The following is a 19,510-nucleotide window of genomic DNA, read 5'->3' as shown; positions in this document are numbered from 1 at the left end:
GCGCTTGGGTAGGGTGAGGCGATCCCGGTCGTGCCGGCCGACCCCGAGGAGAGAGACGCCACTGATGCCACCCGCCAGCCTGTTGTTGCCCGAGGCCGCCCGGCTGCTCCACATCGGGCCGCACAAGACCGGCAGCACGGCGATCCAGGTGGCCCTGCAGGAGGCCGGCGGCACGCTCGAGCAGTACGGCGCGTTCTACGCCACCGGCCCCCGGCACCGCCCGGACAAGGCCGGCTGGGCCCTGGGCCTCAAGGGCCGGCCCGCGGGGACCGGCCAGCCCCCGATCGAGCGCTGGAACTCGCTGGTGCGCAAGGTGGCCGATGCCGGCGACCGCCGCGTCTGCGTGAGCAACGAGGACTTCGGCCGCGCCACCGGGGAGCAGGTCGGCCGGATCGTCGGCGACCTCGGCGGGGACCGGGTGCACGTGGTCGCGGTCGCCCGGCGGCTGGACCGCTACCTGCCCTCGCAGTGGCAGGAGCGGGTCAAGGCCGGGGACCGGCGCGGCTTCGAGGACTGGCTGCGGGTGGTGCTCGACCTCGACAACCCCGACTACAGCTGGGACCGGCTCAACGTCTGGCACGCCCACGACCTCGAGGCGTTGGTCGGGCGCTGGGTCGACGTGGTCGGCCCGGACCGGTTCACGCTGATCGCCAGCGACGAGCAGGACCGGGAGCTGCTCCCGCACGCCTTCGAGGACCTGCTCGGGCTGCCGCGGGAGACGCTCAAGCCGAACCCCCAGCGCTCCAACCGGGGGCTGAGCTGGGCCGAGACCGAGATGGTGCGGGCGGCCAACCAGCACTGCGCCGAGGCCGGCTGGTCGCGCGCCGAGCGGCGCCGGTTCGTCAAGGCCGGCGTGCTGCGCGAGCTCCAGTCGCGCCCCACGCCGCCGGGTCCCAGGAACCCGCCGCTGCCGGGCTGGGCGCTGGACCAGGTCCGGCGGCTCAGCGAGCAGCGGGTGGCGCGGGTGCGCGGGCTCGGCGTACGCGTGGTCGGCGACCTCGACACGCTGCTGGTGCCCGACGACGTCACCGCCGCGGCCGGGCCGGTCGAGCTGCCCGAGGTGGACGTCGCCGTCGCCGGGGCCGCGATCGCCGCGGTGATGCGGGTAGCGCTGGGCGCGGGCAGCGGCGCGGACGCGGCCGGGGACAACGGAGCCGACGAGGACGAGTAGGCCGCGGCGCGGTGTGACCCACAGAACGGGTCCGGGCAGTTCCGCCCGGTGTTTGCGCCGCGTAGATTCTGGGCAGCAACGAGCAACCGTCTGGTACCCACACCGGCCCTCGACGAGGGTGGTCGGCGGGACTGAAACGTTAGGTTCGAGATGACCCACCGACCCCCGCCGTCAGGCCTGCGGGTGGGCGTGGTCGGCGCGGGTCGCGTCGGCGCCGTCCTCGCCGCCGCGCTGGAGGCCGCCGGCCACCCGGTCGTGGCCGCCGCCGGCGAGTCCGACGCCTCCCGCCGGCGGATCGCCGAGCTGCTGGTGCAGGCCCGCCACGAGAAGCCCACGTCGGTGGCCCGCGGGTGCGACCTGCTGCTGCTCACCGTCCCGGACGACATGCTGCCCAACGTCGTGGCCATGCTCGCCGCCAGCGGGGCGATCCACGAGGGCCAGTACGTCGTGCACACCTCCGGCCGGCACGGCCTGGCGGTGCTCGACCCGGCCGCGGCCGTGGGCGCCCGGGTGCTCGCGATGCACCCGGCGATGACCTTCACCGGCACCGCCGTCGACCTGCCGCGCCTGTCGGGCTGCGTCTTCGGGCTGACCGCGGCGCCCGCCGAGCGGGCCTTCGCCGAGGAGCTGGTCGCCGCGCTCGGCGGTCGGCCGATGTGGGTCGCGGAGGAGATGCGCACGCTCTACCACGCCGCGCTGGCCCACGGCGCCAACCACCTGGTCACGTTGGTCACCGAGGCGATGGAGATGCTCACGGCCGCCGGCGCCGGCGACCCCGCCGCCACCCTCCGCCCGCTGCTGGCCGCGGCCCTCGACAACGCGCTGGTCCAGGGGGACGCGGCGCTGACCGGCCCGATCGTGCGCGGCGACGTCGGCACGGTGCGCGCCCACCTCGCCGACCTCGTCGCCAACGCTCCGCAGACGCTCGGCTCGTACGTCGCGCTGGCGCGCGCCACGCTGGACCGGGCCGTCACCGACGGCCGGGTGCTGCCGATCCGGGCCGCCGCGATCCGCCGCGCCCTCGACCAGGCGGTCGACGCGGCAGCCGCCGCGCCGGCGCCCCGGACCACCCTGTGACGGGTCCCGGCAGCGGCCGCGGCACCCGTCTCGTCTCCACGCGCGAGGAGCTCGCCGGCCTGCTCGGCGAGGCCCGGGCCGGAGGTCGCCGGGTCGGGCTGGTGCCGACCATGGGCGCCCTGCACGAGGGTCACGCGAGCCTGGTCCGGGTGGCGCGTGAGCGGGTCGGCGACGGCCCCGTGGTGGTCTCGGTCTTCGTCAACCCGCTGCAGTTCGGCGAGGGGGAGGACCTCGACCGCTACCCCCGGACGCTCGCGGCCGACCTCGCGGTCTGCGAGCGGGAGGGCGTCGACGTCGTCTTCGCGCCAGGCGTCGAGGAGGTCTACCCCGGCGGGGAGCCGCAGGTCACGGTCGAGCCCGGGCCGCTGGCCACGGTGCTCGAGGGCAGCACCCGTCCCGGGCACTTCCGAGGCGTGCTCACCGTCGTGGCGAAGCTGTTCGGGCTGGTCCGCCCCGACGTCGCGGTCTTCGGCGAGAAGGACTACCAGCAGCTGGTGCTGATCCGCCGGATGGTGCTCGACCTCAACCTCGGCGTGGAGGTGGTCGGGGCCCCGACCCGGCGGGAGGCCGACGGGCTGGCGCTGTCCAGCCGCAACGCCTACCTCGACGCCGGGCAGCGCGCGCAGGCGGTCGGGCTGAGCGCGGCGCTCCAGGCCGCCCGGGACGCGTCGGAGCGGGGCGCCGCGGTGGCGCTCGACGCCGCGCGCGCGCAGCTGCGGCGCTGGCCGGGCGTCGACCTGGACTACCTGGCCCTGACCGACCCCGAGCTCGGTGAGCTGCCCGGAGGCGACGTACCTCCCGGCACCCCGGCGCGGATCCTGGTAGCCGCCCGGGTGGGCGCCACCCGGCTGATCGACAACATGCCCCTCACCCTCGGGGACCCACACGCTCGCCCGGCGAACCGCGAGCGAAGCGAGCCTGGTTCGGCGGAACCGAAAGTCAGCCCGGCGAAGCCGGCCCATGCCGTTCCCTACGAGCGAAGCGAGTAGCGAGATGTTGCGGACCATGATGACGAGCAAGATCCACCGGGCCACGGTGACCCAGGCCGACCTGCACTACGTCGGCTCGGTGACCGTGGACGAGGACCTGCTCGACGCCGCGGACCTGTTGCCCGGCGAGCTGGTGCACATCGTCGACGTCACCAACGGGGCCCGCCTGGAGACCTACACGATCGCCGGCGAGCGGGGCTCGGGGGTGATCGGGATCAACGGCGCGGCCGCCCACCTGGTGCACCCCGGCGACCTGGTCATCCTGATCGGCTACGGCCAGATGGACACCGAGCAGGCGCGGTCGCTGCGCCCGCACGTGGTCTTCGTCGACGCCGACAACAAGATCGTGGCCACCGGTGCCGACCCCGTCGAGACCAGCGGCGGCGCTGGTCTGGTCCGGGGGGACGTCCTCGTCGGGCGCTAGCCTGAACGGGTGAACGGCAGCGCGGTCGACGCCCCCGTACGACGGGTTCCGGGCCGGCTGGTCGCGCCGCCACCGGGGTGGACGACCCGTGCCGACGTGGTGGTGATCGGCTCCGGCATCGCCGGGCTGACCGCCGCGCTCCGGCTGCGCCACCAGGTCGGCACCGTCCTCGTCGTGACCAAGGACGTGCTCGCGGCCGGCTCGACGCAGTGGGCGCAGGGCGGCATCGCCGCGGCGCTGGGCCCCGAGGACACCCCCGAGCAGCACGAGGTCGACACCCTCGTCGCCGGGGCCGGCGCGTGCGACCTCGACGCGGTCCGGGTGCTGGTCACCGAGGGGCCCGACGCGGTGCGGGAGCTGATCGCGCTCGGCACCAGGTTCGACCACGACCCCGACGGCGTGCTCTCGCTGACCCGGGAGGGTGGCCACCACCGCGACCGGATCGCGCACGCCGGCGGAGACGCCACCGGCGCGGAGATCCAGCGGGCGCTGATCGCGGCTGTCGAGCGGGCGCCCGACATCGACGTGATCCAGCACGCGCTCGCCGTCGACCTGCTGCTCGACGAGGGCGGTGGGGTCGCCGGCGTGACTCTGCACGTGATGGGGGAGGGCCAGCGCGACGGTGTCGGCGCCGTGCACTGCCGCGCCGTGGTGCTGGCCAGCGGGGGCCTGGGCCAGGTGTTCTCCCAGACCACGAACCCCGCGGTGTCCACCGGCGACGGGATGGCGCTGGCGCTGCGGGCCGGTGCGACCCTGCGGGACCTGGAGTTCGTGCAGTTCCACCCCACGGTGATGTATCTCGGCGCCGAGTCGCGCGGCCAGCAGCCGCTGATCTCGGAGGCGGTCCGGGGGGAGGGCGCGTTCCTCGTCGACGGCCTGCCGGAGGAGGGCGGCACCCGCTTCATGCAGGGCGTGCACGAGCTCGCCGACCTCGCCCCCCGCGACGTGGTGGCCAAGGCGATCATGCGGCGGATGCGCGAGACCGGGCGCCCGCACATGTGGCTGGACGCCCGGCACCTCGGCGCCGCCGATCAGCGAGCGGCGAGCGCGGGGGAGCGGGCAGCGGGCGTGGCGAGCTTCTGGGAGCGCCGGTTCCCGACGATCCTGGCCACGGCGCGCTCCCACGGGGTGGACCCGGTCACCGAGCTGATCCCGGTCGCGCCGGCCTGCCACTACGCCTCGGGCGGGGTGCGCACCGACCTGTGGGGCCGCACCGACGTGCCGGGGCTCTACGCCACCGGCGAGGCCGCCTGCTCGGGGGTCCACGGGGCCAACCGGCTGGCCTCGAACTCGCTGCTGGAGGGGCTGGTCTTCTCCCGCCGGATCGCCACGGTGCTGGCCGCCGAGATCCGGCCCTGGTCGCGGCCGGCGCCGGACGCCCGCACCGCCGGCCTGGTCTCCGGGTCGGTGCGCCGCGACCTGCAGGAGGCCATGACCTCGCGGGTGGGCGTGTTGCGCAACGCCGAGGGCCTCGCCGACGCGGCGCTGCTGCTGGACAAGCTCGCGGGCTCCCCGGCGGACGTCGTCAACCAGGACGCCTGGGAGACCACGAACCTGCTCACGATCGCCGCCGCGCTGACCGACGCCGCCGCCCAGCGTCGGGAGACGCGCGGCTCCCACTGGCGTGAGGACTTCCCCGACCGCGACGACGCCGGCTGGGCCGGGCACTTCGACGCGGTGATGACCGACGGCTCGACGAGCCTGTCCTTCCGGCCCGCCCCCGCCACCGACCAGCTGGTCTGAGCCCTCCGAGGAGAACCACCGTGTCCGTCGCCCGCACCCCGTACGACGCGCTGCCGCCGGCGCTGCTCGCCGAGCTCCACGACGCGGGGCTGGACCCCAAGGCGGTCTACGACGACGTGGTCCGCGCCGTGGCGGAGGACCTCCCGGGCGACGACGTCACCAGCGTCGCGACCATCCCGGCGGACGCCCGCGGCGTCGCCGACTTCGGCGCCCGCGAGGCCGGCGTGGTCGCCGGGCTCGGCCTCGCGGCGATGGTGTTCCACTACGTCATGGGCGAGGACGTGGCGGTCATGGACCGGCTGCCCGACGCGACCCGGGTGGTGCCCGGCGACGTGGTGATGCGGGTCGCCGGCCCGACCCGCGGCCTGCTCACCGCCGAGCGCACGGCCCTCAACTACGCCTCCCACCTCTCCGGCGTCGCCACCGCCACGGCGGCCTGGGTGGACGCCCTGGCAGGCACCGGGGCGCGGGTCCTCGACACCCGCAAGACGCTGCCGAACTACCGTGCCCTGCAGAAGTACGCCGTGCGCTGCGGCGGCGGCGTCAATCACCGGTTCAGCCTGTCCGACATGGCGATGGTCAAGGACAACCACGCGGTGGCCGCCGGCGGCGTGGTGCCGGCCTGGCGGGCCGTGCGGTCGGCGTACCCGGACCTGCGGGTGGAGGTCGAGGTCACCGACTTCGACGAGCTGCGCGACCTGCTGGCCGCGGGCTGCGACCACGTGCTGCTCGACAACATGGACACCGCAACGATGGCCGAGGCCGTCCGGCTCACCGACGGCCGCGCCGTGCTGGAGGCCAGCGGCGGGCTGACGATCGAGCGGGCCCGGGAGGTGGCCGAGACCGGCGTGGACTTCATCTCGACCGGTGCGCTGACCCACTCGGTCGTGGTCTTCGACCTGGGCATGGACCTGCGGGGCTGACCGTGGCGCTGCTGGCCGCCGACATCGGCAACACCCACACCGTGCTGGGCCTGCTCGAGGACGGCACAGTGGGGCACGACTGGCGGATCGCCACCGACGAGCGGCGCACGGCCGACGACTGGGCCGTGGCGCTGCGCGGTCTGCTCGGCGGACTGCTGGAGCAGGTCGACGGGATCGCGGTCTGCGCGACGGTCCCCGCGGTGCTGCACGAGTGGCGGGAGATGCTGGCGACCCACTTCCCCGCGGTCCCGCGGGTGGTGGTCGAGCCGGGCGTGCGCACCGGCGTGCCCGTGCTGATGGACAACCCGCGCGAGGTCGGCTCCGACCGGATCATCAACGCGCTGGCCGCCGCCCGGGACTTCGGCGGCCCGGCCGTCGTCGTCGACTTCGGGGGCACCGCGACCACCTTCGACGTGGTCAACGGCCGCGGACAGTTCGTCGGCGGCGCGATCGCCCCGGGCATCGAGATCTCGCTGGATGCTCTCGGCGCCCGCGGCGCGCAGCTGCGCAAGGTCGAGCTGCTGCGGCCGCGTTCGGTCATTGCGAAGAACACCGTCGAGGCGCTGCAGTCGGGAATGCTCTTCGGGGTCGCCAGCCAGGTCGAGGGAATTGTCGCGCGGATGATCGCCGAGCTGGGCGAGCCGGCCTCGCAGGTGCGGGTGATCGCGACCGGATATCTCGCGCCGGTCGTGCTCGAGGAGTGCCGCTGCTTCACCGACCACGCGCCGTGGCTGACGCTGCGAGGGCTCGAGATGGTGTTCGCCCGCAACACCTGATCGCGTCGCCCGGCTTTCGGTGCGCGCGCCCACCGAGCGGTCGATATCGGTCCCATCCCAATCGCGGGTGTAGTTGGGGCCTGAATCCGCCGGTCTCGAGCAGTGATCTGGCGATGTGGTTGGTCAGGTTGCGGAACCCCAAGGCGGAGCCGCGGAGGTGCTCGAGTCGTCCGTCGATGGCTTCGGTTGGTCCGTTGCTGGTGCCGGGGCGGTCGAAGTGGGCGAGTACGTCCTCGGTGAGGTCGATGATCACGGTCACGTACTTCTCGCCACGTCGGGTGTGCCTCCACACGTGCTTGTCGACCCCAACGACCTTCACACCAGCGAACCGATTGTCGTCATCGATCAGGACCCGCCTGCCCTCGGCCAGGACCGCGCTGTTGACGGTGTCCCAGGCGACTCCGAGTCCCTCGGCGACCCGGGCGACGGTCAGGTGCTGCACCACGATCCCTTCCAGTGCCCACCGCAGACCTGCACGCGAGAGCTTCGCCCGCGGCTCGGCCGCCAGCCCAGCGGCTCGTGCGCCAGCCGACGGACCACGGTGTCGCGCGGGGTGCCCTCGCCACCGCAGCGCCGGCACCACTGGTCGGGTTCGACGACGCTGCAGGCCAGCACTGCTCGATCGGGTTCGAGTCGCTGCCCGATGACAGTGAGGCCGAGGCCGTCGAGTCGAGCGAAGGCGGTCAGATCATGCCGGGAGAAGGCCGGCACCACGATGGCGTCAGGCACGTCGAGGTCTTCCAGATGTCAGGTGTAGGCGCCTTCATCTTCGGAAGACCTCGACCCCTACCGGGCCACCGACGCGCCGACCGGGCACGCGACGTGGACTACACCCTCATCTGGGAAGAGTCCGATATCGGGGACACCGCAATTTCTCCCGAATACGGTGGTCGTGATATCGCTCCCGCCGGGATCCGCGTCGCACTCGTATCCACCTTCGCCGAGGTTGACATTCTCTATTTGGTTTCTGGCATAATGAATTCACCGGGTTTCCGGAATGCCAATTCTATCGGATGAGGTTTCCATGGCGCAGAAGGTCAACATCGTGCTCGTCGACGATCTCGACGGGAGCGAGGCGACGGAGTCGGTCTCCTTCGGTCTCGACGGCACGTCGTACGAGATCGACCTGAACGACGCGAACGCCGCCCGCCTGCGCGAGGCGATGGCGGAGTTCGTCGGCCACGCGCGCAAGGTCGCCAGCGGGTCGCGCCGCGGCGGCGGCCGCCGGGCCGCGGCGTCCGCGTCCGGGGGCCCTAGCGCCAAGGAGATCCGCGACTGGGCGCGCAGCAACGGCTACGACGTGCCCGAGCGCGGCCGCGTCTCGGCCGAGGTGCGCGAGGCCTACGCCGCCGCCCACTGACCCACCACCACGCCGAGTCGGCGCTCGTTGACACCCGCACCACCCCGAGTCGGCGCTGGTCGACGCCCAGGGCGTCAACCAGCGCCGACTCGGCGTCTGGCGGGGCCGAACGGCGCCGCCCACCGCGCCCACGCCGGGACGGTGTTCGCTCACAGCAGAGCGTGGACGCGGCCGAATCGGGAACGCGTAGGCTGTGGACGGGGTTAGTTCACATGTCCGGTCCCGTGGTCCATGAGCGGGACGGCCCCCGAACTCCGAGGAGAGTTGCCCAATGTTCGAGCGGTTCACAGACCGAGCCCGCAGGGTGGTCGTGCTGGCCCAGGAAGAGGCCCGCATGCTCTCCCACAACTACATCGGCACCGAGCACATCCTGCTCGGCCTGATCCACGAGGGTGAGGGAGTGGCCGCGAAGGCGCTCGAGAGCCTCGACATCTCGCTGGAGGCGGTCCGCGCCCAGGTCGAGGAGATCATCGGCCAGGGCCAGCAGGCGCCCAGCGGCCACATCCCGTTCACCCCGCGCGCCAAGAAGGTGCTCGAGCTGTCCCTGCGCGAGGCGCTGCAGCTCGGCCACTCCTACATCGGCACCGAGCACATCCTGCTCGGCCTGATCCGCGAGGGCGAGGGCGTCGCGGCGCAGGTGCTGCAGAAGCTCGGCGCGGACCTCAACCGGGTGCGCCAGCAGGTCATCCAGCTGCTCTCGGGCTTCCAGGGCAAGGAGTCGGCCTCCTCGGGCGCGACCACCAGCGGCGCGTCGAGCGACGCGCCCTCCTCCTCGCTCGTGCTCGACCAGTTCGGTCGCAACCTCACCCAGGACGCCCGCGAGGGCAAGCTGGACCCGGTCATCGGCCGGGAGCAGGAGATCGAGCGGGTCATGCAGATCCTGTCCCGCCGGACCAAGAACAACCCGGTGCTCATCGGCGAGCCGGGCGTCGGCAAGACGACCATCGTCGAGGGCCTGGCCCAGGACATCGTCAAGGGCAACGTGCCGGAGACCCTGAAGGACAAGCAGATCTACACCCTCGACCTCGGTGCGCTGGTCGCGGGCTCGCGCTACCGCGGTGACTTCGAGGAGCGCCTGAAGAAGGTGCTCAAGGAGATCCGCACCCGCGGCGACATCGTGCTGTTCATCGACGAGATCCACACCCTCGTCGGCGCCGGGGCGGCCGAGGGCGCGATCGACGCCGCCAGCATCCTCAAGCCGATGCTGGCCCGCGGCGAGCTGCAGACCATCGGCGCGACCACCCTCGACGAGTACCGCAAGTACCTCGAGAAGGACGCCGCCCTGGAGCGCCGCTTCCAGCCGATCCAGGTCGCCGAGCCGTCGATCGCGCACACGATCGAGATGCTCAAGGGCCTGCGCGACCGCTACGAGGCGCACCACCGGGTCACGATCACCGACGAGGCGCTGGTCTCGGCGGCGACGCTGGCCGACCGCTACATCTCCGACCGGTTCCTGCCGGACAAGGCGATCGACCTCATCGACGAGGCCGGCTCTCGGCTGCGCATCCGCCGGATGACCGCGCCCGCGGACCTGCGCGAGTACGACGACAAGATCGGCGAGGTCCGGCAGCGCAAGGAGGCCGCGATCGACGGCCAGGACTTCGAGGCCGCCGCGCGCCTGCGCGACGAGGAGAAGCAGCTGATGCTCAAGAAGTCCGAGCGCGAGAAGCAGTGGCGCTCGGGCGACATGGACGAGGTCGCCGAGGTCGACGAGGAGCTGATCGCCGAGGTGCTCGCCGTCGCGACCGGCATCCCGATCGTGAAGCTGTCGGAGGAGGAGTCCACCCGACTGCTCAAGATGGAGGACGAGCTGCACAAGCGGGTCATCGGCCAGGACCAGGCGGTCAAGGCGCTCTCGCGCGCCATCCGGCGCACCCGCGCCGGGCTGAAGGACCCGAAGCGGCCCGGCGGGTCGTTCATCTTCGCCGGCCCCTCGGGCGTCGGCAAGACCTGGCTGTCCAAGACGCTGGCGGAGTTCCTCTTCGGCGACGAGGACGCGCTGATCCAGCTCGACATGAGCGAGTTCGGCGAGAAGCACACCGTCTCCCGGCTGTTCGGCTCCCCGCCCGGCTACGTCGGCTACGAGGAGGGCGGTCAGCTGACCGAGAAGGTGCGGCGCAAGCCGTTCTCGGTGGTGCTCTTCGACGAGGTCGAGAAGGCCCACCCGGACATCTTCAACAGCCTGCTGCAGATCCTGGAGGAGGGTCGCCTGACCGACTCCCAGGGCCGGGTGGTCGACTTCAAGAACACCGTCATCATCATGACCACCAACCTCGGCACCCGCGACATCGCCAAGGGCGTCAACCTCGGCTTCCAGCAGACCGGTGACGCGGCCGGCTCCTACGAGCGGATGAAGAGCAAGGTGTCGGAGGAGCTCAAGCAGCACTTCCGGCCCGAGTTCCTCAACCGTGTCGACGAGGTCATCGTGTTCCCGCCGCTGTCGCAGGAGCAGATCATCTCGATGGTCGACAACATGATCGCTGGGGTCGAGCAGCGGCTCAAGGACCGCGACATGCAGCTCGAGCTGACGCAGGCGGCGAAGAACCTGCTGGCCCACCGGGGCTTCGACCCCGTCCTGGGTGCGCGGCCGCTGCGTCGCACCGTCCAGCGCGAGATCGAGGACACCCTGGCCGAGAAGATGCTCTACGGCGAGGTCGGCCCCGGCCAGATCGTGCTGGTCGACGTCGAGGGCGAGGCTCCCGCGCAGACCTTCACCTTCCGGGGCCAGAAGGTCGGCCAGCTGCCCGACGTGCCGCCGTTCGAGGCCGCCGAGATCGGCGGCAGCGAGGCGCCCACGAACGAGGGCCCCGACGACTCCGACAGCGGCACCGACGTCCCGCGGTCGCCGGAGTGACCTGAGGCCGAGCAGCACAGCGACGACCCGTCCGGCACCCGCCGGGCGGGTCGTCCGCTTCTCCGGACCGCCCGGCGGCGACCGCTGCAGGACGTGGCCCGAGGGCGGCCGGCCGCGTCGTCCAGCCGAGCTCGTCCGGCCGGGGTGGCGTTCAGGGCAGCGTGTAGGTGCCGCGCGGGGTGCGGACGACCAGCCCGTCCTCGACCAGGCCGGCGAGGCTGCGGGCCCGCTGCAGCTGGTCGTCCCAGGTGGCGTCGAGGCGCGCCTGGGTGACCTCGCCCTCGGTCTCGCGCAGCGCGGCGAGCAGCCGGCCGCGGCACTGCCGGTCGGTGCCGGCCCAGGCCTGGACCCGGCGCGGCGGCCCGTCGTACGCCGGGTGCCCGGCCCGCCGCCAGGCGCAGAGGCCGGCGACGGGACACGCGCCGCACCGGGGACCGGCCGCCGTGCAGACCAGCGCGCCGAGCTCCATCACCGCCACCGACCAGGTCGCCGCGGTGGGATCGTCCGGGGGCAGCAGCTCGGCCGCCAGCGTGCGCTCGGCCCGGGTCACCGAGGCGGCCGGGAGCTCGACGCCGGTGGCGACCCGGGCCAGCACCCGGCGCACGTTGGTGTCGAGCACGACGTGGCGGCGCCCGAAGGCGAAGGTCGCGATCGCGGCCGCGGTGTAGTCGCCCACCCCGGGCAGCGCCAGCAGGTCGTCGTACGACGGCGGTACCTCACCGTCGTGCTGCTCGACGATCGCGACGGCGGCCGCGTGCAGCCGCAGCGCCCGGCGCGGGTAGCCCAGCCGGCCCCAGGCGCGGACGGCCTCGCCGGCCGGCTCGGCGGCCAGGTCGCCCGGAGTCGGCCAGCGCCGCAGCCACGCCTCGTGCACGGGCAGCACGCGCGCCACCGGCGTCTGCTGGAGCATGAACTCCGAGACCATCACCGACCACGCGGTGGCCGCGGGCGAGCGCCACGGGAGCTCGCGGGCGTGCTCGTCGTACCACGCGAGGACGGGCTCGTGCAGGTCGCTCACCCGGCCATTCTCCGGGGTCGGCGGAGTGGCACCGCGAAGCGGGGTCGAAGGCTCGTTAGCGTTGCGCCCATGCCGCCCCTGACCCGTGGTCCCCTGCCGGCCCGCGTCTACTGGCGGCGCCGGATGCTGCTGCTGACGCTGGCCGTGCTGCTGGTCGTCGGCCTCGCCCGGCTGCTCGGCTCGGGCAGCGACGCCTCCTCCGAGCCCGAGGCGCGCCCGGCGGCCGCCACCGCGTCGACCGACGGGGCCGGCGCGATCGACGGGACGGGCGACCCCTCCTCACCCCCGGTGCCGACGGACGGCACCCTCGAGGCGACCCCGGACGGGACCCCCGCAGCCGGCAAGCACCACGCCAGCCAGGCGCCGGTCCTGGCTGAGCCCGACGGCCCGTGCGCGGCGAGCGACATCGTGGTGACCCCCGAGGTCAGGCACGCGGTGGCCGGGCCGGGCGACGGCGTCCGCTTCGAGCTGGGCCTGCAGACCCGCGAGGCGGCGGCGTGCACCTGGCACGTGTCGGCGCGGACGCTGACCATGAAGATCACCTCCGGCCACGACGAAATCTGGTCGAGCCAGCAGTGCCCCCATCGGGTGCCGAACGAGCAGGTCGTCGTCCGTCGCGACCAGCCGACCTCGGTGGTGGTGACCTGGAACGGCCGCCGCTCCGAGGACGACTGCCCGCGGCAGACGGACTGGGCGATGCCCGGCTACTACCACGTGAACGTGGCGGCGCTGGCCGGCGAGCCGACCGACCAGCAGTTCGAGCTGCGGGCCCCCCGCGCCCCGGTGATCACCCGCAGCCCCGAGCCGCAGCAGTCCGGCAAGCACGGCGGCGGCAAGCCCAGCTCCGACAAGCCCAGCGCCGGCAGCTCGGCGTCGGCCGACTGACGGGTCCGCGGTCGATCAGACGTAGCGCTCGAGGATCGTCGACTCGGCCAGCCTCGAGAGGCCCTCGCGCACGCTGCGGGCGCGCAGCTCGCCGACGCCCTCGACCGCCTGGAGGTCGTCGATGCCCGCGGAGAGCAGCTTCTGCAGGGTGCCGAAGTGGTCGACGAGCCGGTCGACGACCGAGCTGGGCAGCCGGGGGACCTTGGCGAGCAGCCGGTAGCCGCGCGGTGCCACGGCCCCGTCGAGGTGCTCACCGGTGCCGAGCCCCAGCGCGCGCGCCGCAGCGGCGGGGTCGACGAGCTCGGTGGGCGAGAGGGACTCCAGCCGCTGCAGCAGCGCCTCCGGGGTCTTGGTGCGCCGCCCCGCGGGCAGGTAGTCGCGGATCACCAGCTCGCGCTCGGCGTCCACCCCGGTGATCAGCTCCTCCAGCTGCAGCGAGAGCAGCCGGCCGTCGGTGCCGAGCTCGAGCACGTAGTCCTCGATCTCGCGGGCGATCCGGGTGACCATCTCGAGGCGCTGGGCCACCACCGCCACGTCGCGCACGGTGACGAGGTCCTCGATCTCCAGCGCCGAGAGCGTGCTGGCGACCTCGTCGAGGCGCAGCTTGTAGCGCTCCAGCGTCGCCAGCGCCTGGTTGGCGCGGGACAGGATCTGGCCGGAGTCCTCCAGCACGTGCCGGGTCGCACCGACGTACACCGCGATGATCTGCATCGACTGGGACACCGAGATCACCGGGTAGTGGGTCTGCCGGGCGACCCGGTCGGCGGTGCGGTGCCGGGTGCCGGTCTCCTCCGAGGGGATCGTGTGGTCGGGCATCAGGTGCACCGCGGCCCGGTAGATGCGGGTCACGTCCTTGTCGACGATGATCGCGCCGTCCATCTTGGCGAGCTCGCGCAGGCCGGTGGCGGTGAACGGCACGTCGAGGGTGAACCCCCCGGTGGAGAGCGACTCGACCGTCCTGTCGTGGCCGAGCACGATCAGCGCGCCGGTGCGCCCGCGCAGGATCCGCTCCAGCCCGTCGCGCAGGGCGGTGCCGGGGGCGATGGAGGCGAGGGCGGCGCGCAGGCGCAGCGTCTCGTCCGAGCGATCCGTGGCCACCACGCCGATTCCCTCCGTCCGGGTGCGGCGTTGGTCGGCCGCGCGCCAAGTCTAGGCGGACACCGGCGTGTTGTGCTTGCCAGTACGCCGGGCGGTCGACCCGCGGCGCCCGGGGGTCCCCGGGTCCCCGGGTCACCGCCCCCGGCAGTCCCGTAATCGACAGTCCCCGCACAGGGCGGACACCCAGGGCGGACTCACAGGGAGTGGGGTCGCTCGGTCTGCTCGCGGGTCACCTTGAGCATCTGCAACCCGGAGCGCACGTCGGGGACACCGATGACCTTCATGCCGTCGACGGTCGGCACCGGCGCCACGTGGTTGACGGCCTGCAACCGCCCGGGCGCCCGCTCGCCGGGCTCCATCGGCACCAGCGCGACCCGGAAGCCGAGCCGGGCGGCCTCGGCGATCCGCTGGGGCAGGTCGCGGACCCGCCGCAGCTCCCCGGCCAGGCCGATCTCGCCCATGGCGACCACCCCGTGCGGCGTGGGCCGCCCGAAGGCCGCCCCGGCGACCGCGACCGCCAGCGCGAGGTCGCTGGCCGGCTCGGTGAGCCGGGCGCCACCGACGGTGGAGGCGAACACGTCGTGGTTGTGCAGCCGGATCCCGCAGTGCTGCTGCAGCACCGCCAGCACCATGGCCAGCCGCGACCCGTCCAGCCCCGAGGTGGTCCGCCGCGGCCGCTCGGAGGCGGTGGGCGTCACCAGCCCCTGCACCTCGGCGAGCAGCGGTCGCCGGCCCTCCATGGTGACCGCGACGCAGGTGCCCGGGACGCTGGTGTGGTGGTTCTCCACGAACAACCCGGTGGGGTCGGTCACCGCGGTGATCCCGCCGGCGGAGAGGTCGAAGCAACCGACCTCGTCGACCGGGCCGAACCGGTTCTTCATGGCCCGCACCATCCGGAACCGGGAGTTGCGGTCGCCCTCGAAGTGGAGCACCACGTCGACGACGTGCTCGAGCACCCGCGGACCGGCGATCGAGCCGTCCTTGGTGACGTGGCCGACGAGCACCGTGGTGATGTTGCGGGTCTTGGCGACCCGCACCAGCGCGGCCGCGACCTCCTTGACCTGGGTCACGCCGCCGGGCACGCCCTCGACGCCGGAGGCGCCGATGGTCTGCACGGAGTCGACCACCAGCAGCGTCGGCCGGACCTGCTCGATGTGGGTCAGCACCGCGCCGAGGTCGGTCTCGGCGGCGAGGTAGAGCTCGTCGTGCACGCCGCCGGTGCGGTCCGCGCGCAGGCGCACCTGCGAGGCCGACTCCTCGCCGGTGACGTAGAGCGTGCGGTGCCGGCGGCGCGCGGTCTGGGCGGCCACCTCGAGCAGCAGCGTGCTCTTGCCGACCCCGGGCTCGCCGGCGAGCAGGATCGCGGCGCCGGGGACCAGCCCACCGCCCAGCACCCGGTCGAGCTCGGGCACCCCGCTGGGACGGAACGCCGACTCCTCCACCGAGACCTGGCCGATGGGGACCGCCGCGGTGGTCACCGGGCTCGCGGCGGTCCGCGAGACGGTGCCCGAGGACGACGCGGCCTCCACGACCGACCCCCAGGCCTGGCACTCGCCGCAGCGGCCGACCCACTTGGCGGCCTCCCAGCCGCACTCGGTGCAGCGGTACGTCGTACGTGGTGGCTTGGGCATGGCGGGAACGCTAGGGCACGCCACCGACACGGGATCGGTCACATCACCCGCCGAACCGGGTACCGGTCTGGTTATGATCCGCTTGGAACGTTCCAGACTCGCGGGGAATCTGGGCGGGCAGTGTGGAGGACGACCGGATGGCTGACCGGATGGCAGACGGTACGACAGACCGGCTGGCTAGGAGCCTGGGCAGGAGCCCCGCGGTGCCGCCCACGCTCGCCGACGTCGCGGAGCGGGCGGGCGTCTCCCGGCAGACGGTGTCCAACGCCGTCAACAACCCCGACCTGCTCCGGGCCGACACCCTGGCCCGGGTCCAGGAGGCCATCGACGATCTCGGCTACTCGCCGAACCGGGCCGCGCGCAACCTGCGCACCCGCGCCTCGCACCTGATCGGCATGCGGATCAACCCGGCCCAGGAGGGCACCGCCAACGCCACGATGGACCGCTTCGTGCACTCGCTGGTGGAGACCTCCGGCGAGGCGGGCTACCACGTGCTGCTCTTCGCCGGCACCCACCAGGACCCGCTCGAGGGGTACGACGACCTCCTGCGCTCGACCGCGGTCGACGCGTTCGTGGTCACCGACACCTACCTCGGCAACCCGCAGGCGGCGTGGCTGGAGTCGCGGCGTGCGCCGTTCGTGGCGTTCGGGCGGCCCTGGGACAACCCGGCGGCCACCCACCCGTGGGTCGACGTCGACGGCGCGGCCGGTGCCGAGCTCGCCACCACCCACCTGCTGGACCGCGGGCACCGGCGGATCGCCTGGATCGGGTGGCGCAAGGACTCCTTCATCGGCGAGGACCGCCGGGCGGGCTGGAGCCGGGCGCTGCGCTCGCGCGACCTGCCCACCACCGGCCTGGCCTCGCGGGTGGAGGACACCGTCGCCAGCGGGCGGGAGGCCAGCGCGGTGCTGCTCGACGAGGCGCAGCCGACCGGGTTCGTGTGCGCCTCCGACACGCTGGCGATGGGCGTGCTGCACACCCTGGCCCAGCGCGGCCTCGTCCCCGGCCGCGACGTCGCCGTGGTCGGCTTCGACGACTCCCAGGTCGCCCAGGTGGTGCCGCCCGGCCTGACCTCGGTGCGCCAGCCGCTCGAGGACGTCGCCGTCGGGATCGTCAAGGCGCTCGAGGACATCCTCAACCACCCCTCGCGTCCCCCCGGTGGCGTACTGCTCACGCCCACGCTCGCGGTGCGCGGGTCCAGCTAGCGAGGACGCGCCGGCGGCTCCGCTGCGGGCCGTCGCTCAGAAGCGCTTCCACCAGAGGTTGACCGCGTAGTCGACCTCGGTGCCCTCGTGCTCGGCCAGCACCTCCTCGGCCACGCGGCCGGGCAGCTCGATGCGCACCACGTCCTCCAGGTCCCGCCGGGAGTCGAAGGCCCATCGCAGGTCGAGCGGCACCCGGGTCCAGCCTCGGGTCGACCAGAACCGCTCGACGACCTCGGGGGCCGGCAGGTGCGGGTAGCCGCGCCGGAACCAGCGCCCGAACGTGGACCGGGAGGCGTCGTTGTCGATCACGAACGCCGTGCCGCCCCGGCCTACGACGCGGTCCAGCTCCGCCAGGCCGGGCTCGCACCCGGGACCGAAGAAGTAGGCCCAGCGGGCGTGCACGACGTCGACCGAGGCGTCCGGCAGCGGCAGCGACTGCGCGGTGCCCTGCAGCACCGTGACGTGGGGCAGGCCGCGGGTGCGTCGCCGGGCGAGCGCGGCCAGGTCCGGGTGCGGCTCGATCCCGGTCACGGTCGCCGCGGCCGCGGCCAGGCGCGGCAGGTGGAACCCGGTGCCGCACCCGAGGTCGAGCACCCGCCGGCCGGACCAGCCCGAGCCGCCCAGCAGCGAGGCCATGGTGGCCTCGAGCAGGCCGTCGGGGTCGACGGCGCGGTTCTCGGTCTCGTACGTCGCGGTGTGGTGCCAGATGTTCGGGCTCGGCACCGCCCCGGGCGGGAGGGCCGCTCTCGAGGCGTCCCGCGGGTTGCTCGCGGGCCGCTGCTCGGTCAGAGCCGGACCAGTCCGTTCGGGGTCTGGACCTGCGCCGCGATGATCCCCGGGGTGCCGTGCGGGGCCACCCACTCGACCTTCACGTCCTCCAGCGGTGCCTCGACGGTCTCGCCGAGCCACTCGCTGACCCGCTGCGGGTCGCCGGCGATCTCCAGGCAGGCCAGGGAGTACGCCGGGTCCGCACCGTTGCTGGGGTGCAGGTCGCGGGGGCTGTCCCACTCGATGAAGAACGGCAGCTGCGGGTCGGCCATCAGGCCGCTGATGCCGATCTGCTTCCAGTGCAGCTCGGTGCCGTCGGGGCGGTGCCGGTTGCCGGCCACCGCCTCGCGGCCGAGCCGCTGCTCGACCGGGGCGATGTCGTCGACCGCGACCACCCAGCCGAGCCAGCCGCCGCCGAGCGCGGAGCGGGCGCGCACGGCCTGGCCGAACGGTGCCTTGTCGGAGGCGGGGTGGTCGAGGACCTCCACGATCTCCAGGTAGGTGCCGTCAGCGAGCGGCATGATCATGTTCCGGGTCCCGAAGCGTGGGTGCACGCCTCCGTCGATGAACTCCCGGCCGAGCAGTCCCCCGATGCGCTGGGCGGTGCTGGCGAGGCCATCAGGTCCTGCTGCGTAAGAGAGATGGTCCAGGCGCATGCCAAGCATTCTCAGCCGTCTCGGAGCACGCCGCGACATCGGGGTCGGGGTCTCTTGATGTCGAGATTCTCTCAGGGTTCTCTCAGCGTCCGGGCGTGCCGGTACGACGCCGCGCGCACCCCGGCCGGGCTCGCGCCGACCCGGTCAGCGCGGGTCGGCGGGGTGCAGCGCGAGGGCCGAGCGGGAGCGGACGTGTGCCTCGCAGTGCCGCACCAGCTCGTCGTACGCCGCCTTGCCCATCAGCTCGGTCAGCTCCGCCTCGTTGGTGAGGTAGACCGGCTCGACGGCGACGTGGGCCTCGGTGTTGCCCGAGCAGTACCAGTCCAGGTCGTGGCCGCCCGGCCCCCAGCCGCGGCGGTCGTACTCGCCGATCGACACCTCGGTGTAGGTCGTGCCGTCCTGCCGCTCGACGTCGCGGAAGGTCCGCCGGATCGGCAGCTGCCAGCACACGTCCGGCTTGGTCTCCAGGGGGTTCTTGCCCAGCACGTAGGCCAGCGCGTGCAGCGCACAGCCCGCGCCCCCGCCGCCCTTCGCGGGCGCGAAGCCGGGCCGGTTCTGGAACACGCACGCCTGCTGGCCGTCCACCTCGACGGTGCGGGTCTTGCGCTCGCCGTCCTCGTCGACCTCGACCCAGTCCGAGCGCTTGACCCGGCGGCCCTGGGGCCGCTGCTGCCAGAGCTCGTCGTCGAGCATCTCGACGTAGGAGGCGACCCGTTTCTCGTCGCCCTCGTCGGCGAAGTGGGCGCCGAGCGTGCAGCAGCCGACGTCGGGGGCGTCGGCGTAGATGCCGGCGCAGCCGCGACCGAAGATGCAGGTGTAGCTCGAGGTCAGCCAGGTGAGGTCGCAGCGCATCACCTGCGTCGCGTCGGCGGGGTCGACGAACTCCACCCAGGCACGGGGGAAGTCCAGGTCCACTTCGGGCACGACCCCAA

The 19,510-nt window shown here is 73.5% G+C and carries 17 protein-coding genes and 1 pseudogene; 11 read left to right on the top strand and 7 right to left on the bottom strand.

Going from position 1 to position 19,510, the window contains the following annotated elements; translation table 11 throughout:
- Window positions 1-64 precede the first annotated feature (64 nt).
- From BJZ21_RS18180 to BJZ21_RS18150, 7 genes are all read left to right on the top strand, one after another.
- Window positions 65-1,171, top strand: a complete 1,107-nt coding sequence (locus BJZ21_RS18180; RefSeq protein ID WP_179665052.1) for a hypothetical protein — start codon at window positions 65-67, stop codon at window positions 1,169-1,171.
- A 150-nt stretch (window positions 1,172-1,321) separates the two neighbouring features.
- The gene (locus BJZ21_RS18175; RefSeq protein ID WP_179665051.1) at window positions 1,322-2,248 is read left to right on the top strand and encodes a Rossmann-like and DUF2520 domain-containing protein; all 927 of its coding nucleotides are present in this window, start codon (window positions 1,322-1,324) and stop codon (window positions 2,246-2,248) included.
- Window positions 2,245-3,237 carry a pantoate--beta-alanine ligase gene (gene panC, locus BJZ21_RS18170; RefSeq protein WP_179665050.1) on the top strand — a complete coding sequence of 331 codons (993 nt, stop codon included), beginning with the start codon at window positions 2,245-2,247 and terminating at the stop codon, window positions 3,235-3,237. Before BJZ21_RS18175 ends, panC begins: the two co-directional genes overlap by 4 nt.
- A 4-nt stretch (window positions 3,238-3,241) precedes the next feature.
- Window positions 3,242-3,661: an aspartate 1-decarboxylase gene (gene panD / locus BJZ21_RS18165; RefSeq protein ID WP_179665049.1), complete on the top strand. Its 420-nt coding sequence runs from the start codon at window positions 3,242-3,244 to the stop codon at window positions 3,659-3,661.
- Window positions 3,662-3,670: 9 nt separating this feature from the next.
- Window positions 3,671-5,404: an L-aspartate oxidase gene (locus BJZ21_RS18160; RefSeq protein ID WP_179665048.1), complete on the top strand. Its 1,734-nt coding sequence runs from the start codon at window positions 3,671-3,673 to the stop codon at window positions 5,402-5,404.
- Window positions 5,405-5,424: 20 nt separating this feature from the next.
- Window positions 5,425-6,327 carry a carboxylating nicotinate-nucleotide diphosphorylase gene (gene nadC / locus BJZ21_RS18155; RefSeq protein WP_179665047.1) on the top strand — a complete coding sequence of 301 codons (903 nt, stop codon included), beginning with the start codon at window positions 5,425-5,427 and terminating at the stop codon, window positions 6,325-6,327.
- Window positions 6,328-6,329: 2 nt separating this feature from the next.
- Complete coding sequence (locus BJZ21_RS18150; RefSeq protein WP_179665046.1) at window positions 6,330-7,103, top strand: type III pantothenate kinase; 774 nt, start codon at window positions 6,330-6,332, stop codon at window positions 7,101-7,103.
- A 58-nt stretch (window positions 7,104-7,161) separates the two neighbouring features.
- Here BJZ21_RS18150 and BJZ21_RS18145 read toward each other — a convergent pair.
- Window positions 7,162-7,832, bottom strand: a pseudogene (locus tag BJZ21_RS18145) (transposase); the annotation flags it as partial.
- A gap of 295 nt (window positions 7,833-8,127) precedes the next feature.
- Between BJZ21_RS18145 and BJZ21_RS18140 the strand changes: the two are divergent.
- Both BJZ21_RS18140 and BJZ21_RS18135 read left to right on the top strand, forming a co-directional pair.
- Window positions 8,128-8,463, top strand: a complete 336-nt coding sequence (locus tag BJZ21_RS18140; RefSeq protein WP_179665045.1) for a histone-like nucleoid-structuring protein Lsr2 — start codon at window positions 8,128-8,130, stop codon at window positions 8,461-8,463.
- A 271-nt stretch (window positions 8,464-8,734) separates the two neighbouring features.
- Window positions 8,735-11,317: an ATP-dependent Clp protease ATP-binding subunit gene (locus BJZ21_RS18135; RefSeq protein WP_179665044.1), complete on the top strand. Its 2,583-nt coding sequence runs from the start codon at window positions 8,735-8,737 to the stop codon at window positions 11,315-11,317.
- 151 nt (window positions 11,318-11,468) lie between these two features.
- Here the strand turns inward: BJZ21_RS18135 and BJZ21_RS18130 are convergent, their stop codons facing one another.
- Window positions 11,469-12,335, bottom strand: a complete 867-nt coding sequence (locus tag BJZ21_RS18130; RefSeq protein WP_343052211.1) for an HhH-GPD family protein — start codon at window positions 12,333-12,335, stop codon at window positions 11,469-11,471.
- A gap of 69 nt (window positions 12,336-12,404) precedes the next feature.
- Between BJZ21_RS18130 and BJZ21_RS18125 the strand changes: the two genes are divergently transcribed.
- Complete coding sequence (locus tag BJZ21_RS18125; protein WP_179665043.1) at window positions 12,405-13,220, top strand: hypothetical protein; 816 nt, start codon at window positions 12,405-12,407, stop codon at window positions 13,218-13,220.
- A 15-nt stretch (window positions 13,221-13,235) separates the two neighbouring features.
- Here the strand turns inward: BJZ21_RS18125 and disA are convergent, their stop codons facing one another.
- On the bottom strand, window positions 13,236-14,318 hold the full coding sequence (gene disA, locus BJZ21_RS18120) for a DNA integrity scanning diadenylate cyclase DisA (RefSeq protein WP_343052273.1): 1,083 nt from the start codon (window positions 14,316-14,318) through the stop codon (window positions 13,236-13,238).
- A gap of 194 nt (window positions 14,319-14,512) precedes the next feature.
- A complete protein-coding gene (gene radA, locus BJZ21_RS18115; protein WP_179665042.1) occupies window positions 14,513-15,949 on the bottom strand; it encodes a DNA repair protein RadA in 1,437 nt (478 codons plus the stop codon).
- 137 nt (window positions 15,950-16,086) lie between these two features.
- On the opposite strand from radA, the gene BJZ21_RS18110 reads away from it, so the two are divergent.
- A complete protein-coding gene (locus BJZ21_RS18110) occupies window positions 16,087-17,154 on the top strand; it encodes a LacI family DNA-binding transcriptional regulator (RefSeq protein ID WP_246298522.1) in 1,068 nt (355 codons plus the stop codon).
- 36 nt (window positions 17,155-17,190) lie between these two features.
- Here BJZ21_RS18110 and BJZ21_RS18105 read toward each other — a convergent pair whose 3' ends face one another.
- The 3 genes from BJZ21_RS18105 to BJZ21_RS18095 form a co-directional block, all read right to left on the bottom strand.
- On the bottom strand, window positions 17,191-17,877 hold the full coding sequence (locus tag BJZ21_RS18105; RefSeq protein WP_343052210.1) for a class I SAM-dependent methyltransferase: 687 nt from the start codon (window positions 17,875-17,877) through the stop codon (window positions 17,191-17,193).
- Window positions 17,878-17,939: 62 nt separating this feature from the next.
- A complete protein-coding gene (locus tag BJZ21_RS18100) occupies window positions 17,940-18,578 on the bottom strand; it encodes a VOC family protein (protein WP_179665041.1) in 639 nt (212 codons plus the stop codon).
- Window positions 18,579-18,722: 144 nt separating this feature from the next.
- The gene (locus BJZ21_RS18095) at window positions 18,723-19,502 is read right to left on the bottom strand and encodes a DUF3109 family protein (protein ID WP_179665040.1); all 780 of its coding nucleotides are present in this window, start codon (window positions 19,500-19,502) and stop codon (window positions 18,723-18,725) included.
- Window positions 19,503-19,510: the final 8 nt, after the last annotated feature.

Source organism: Nocardioides panaciterrulae (genome assembly GCF_013409645.1).
In the GTDB taxonomy this organism is placed as follows: Bacteria; Actinomycetota; Actinomycetes; order Propionibacteriales; family Nocardioidaceae; genus Nocardioides; species Nocardioides panaciterrulae.
Note: the sequence above shows the minus strand (reverse complement) of the source record. Positions and strands in the feature narration are given on the sequence as shown.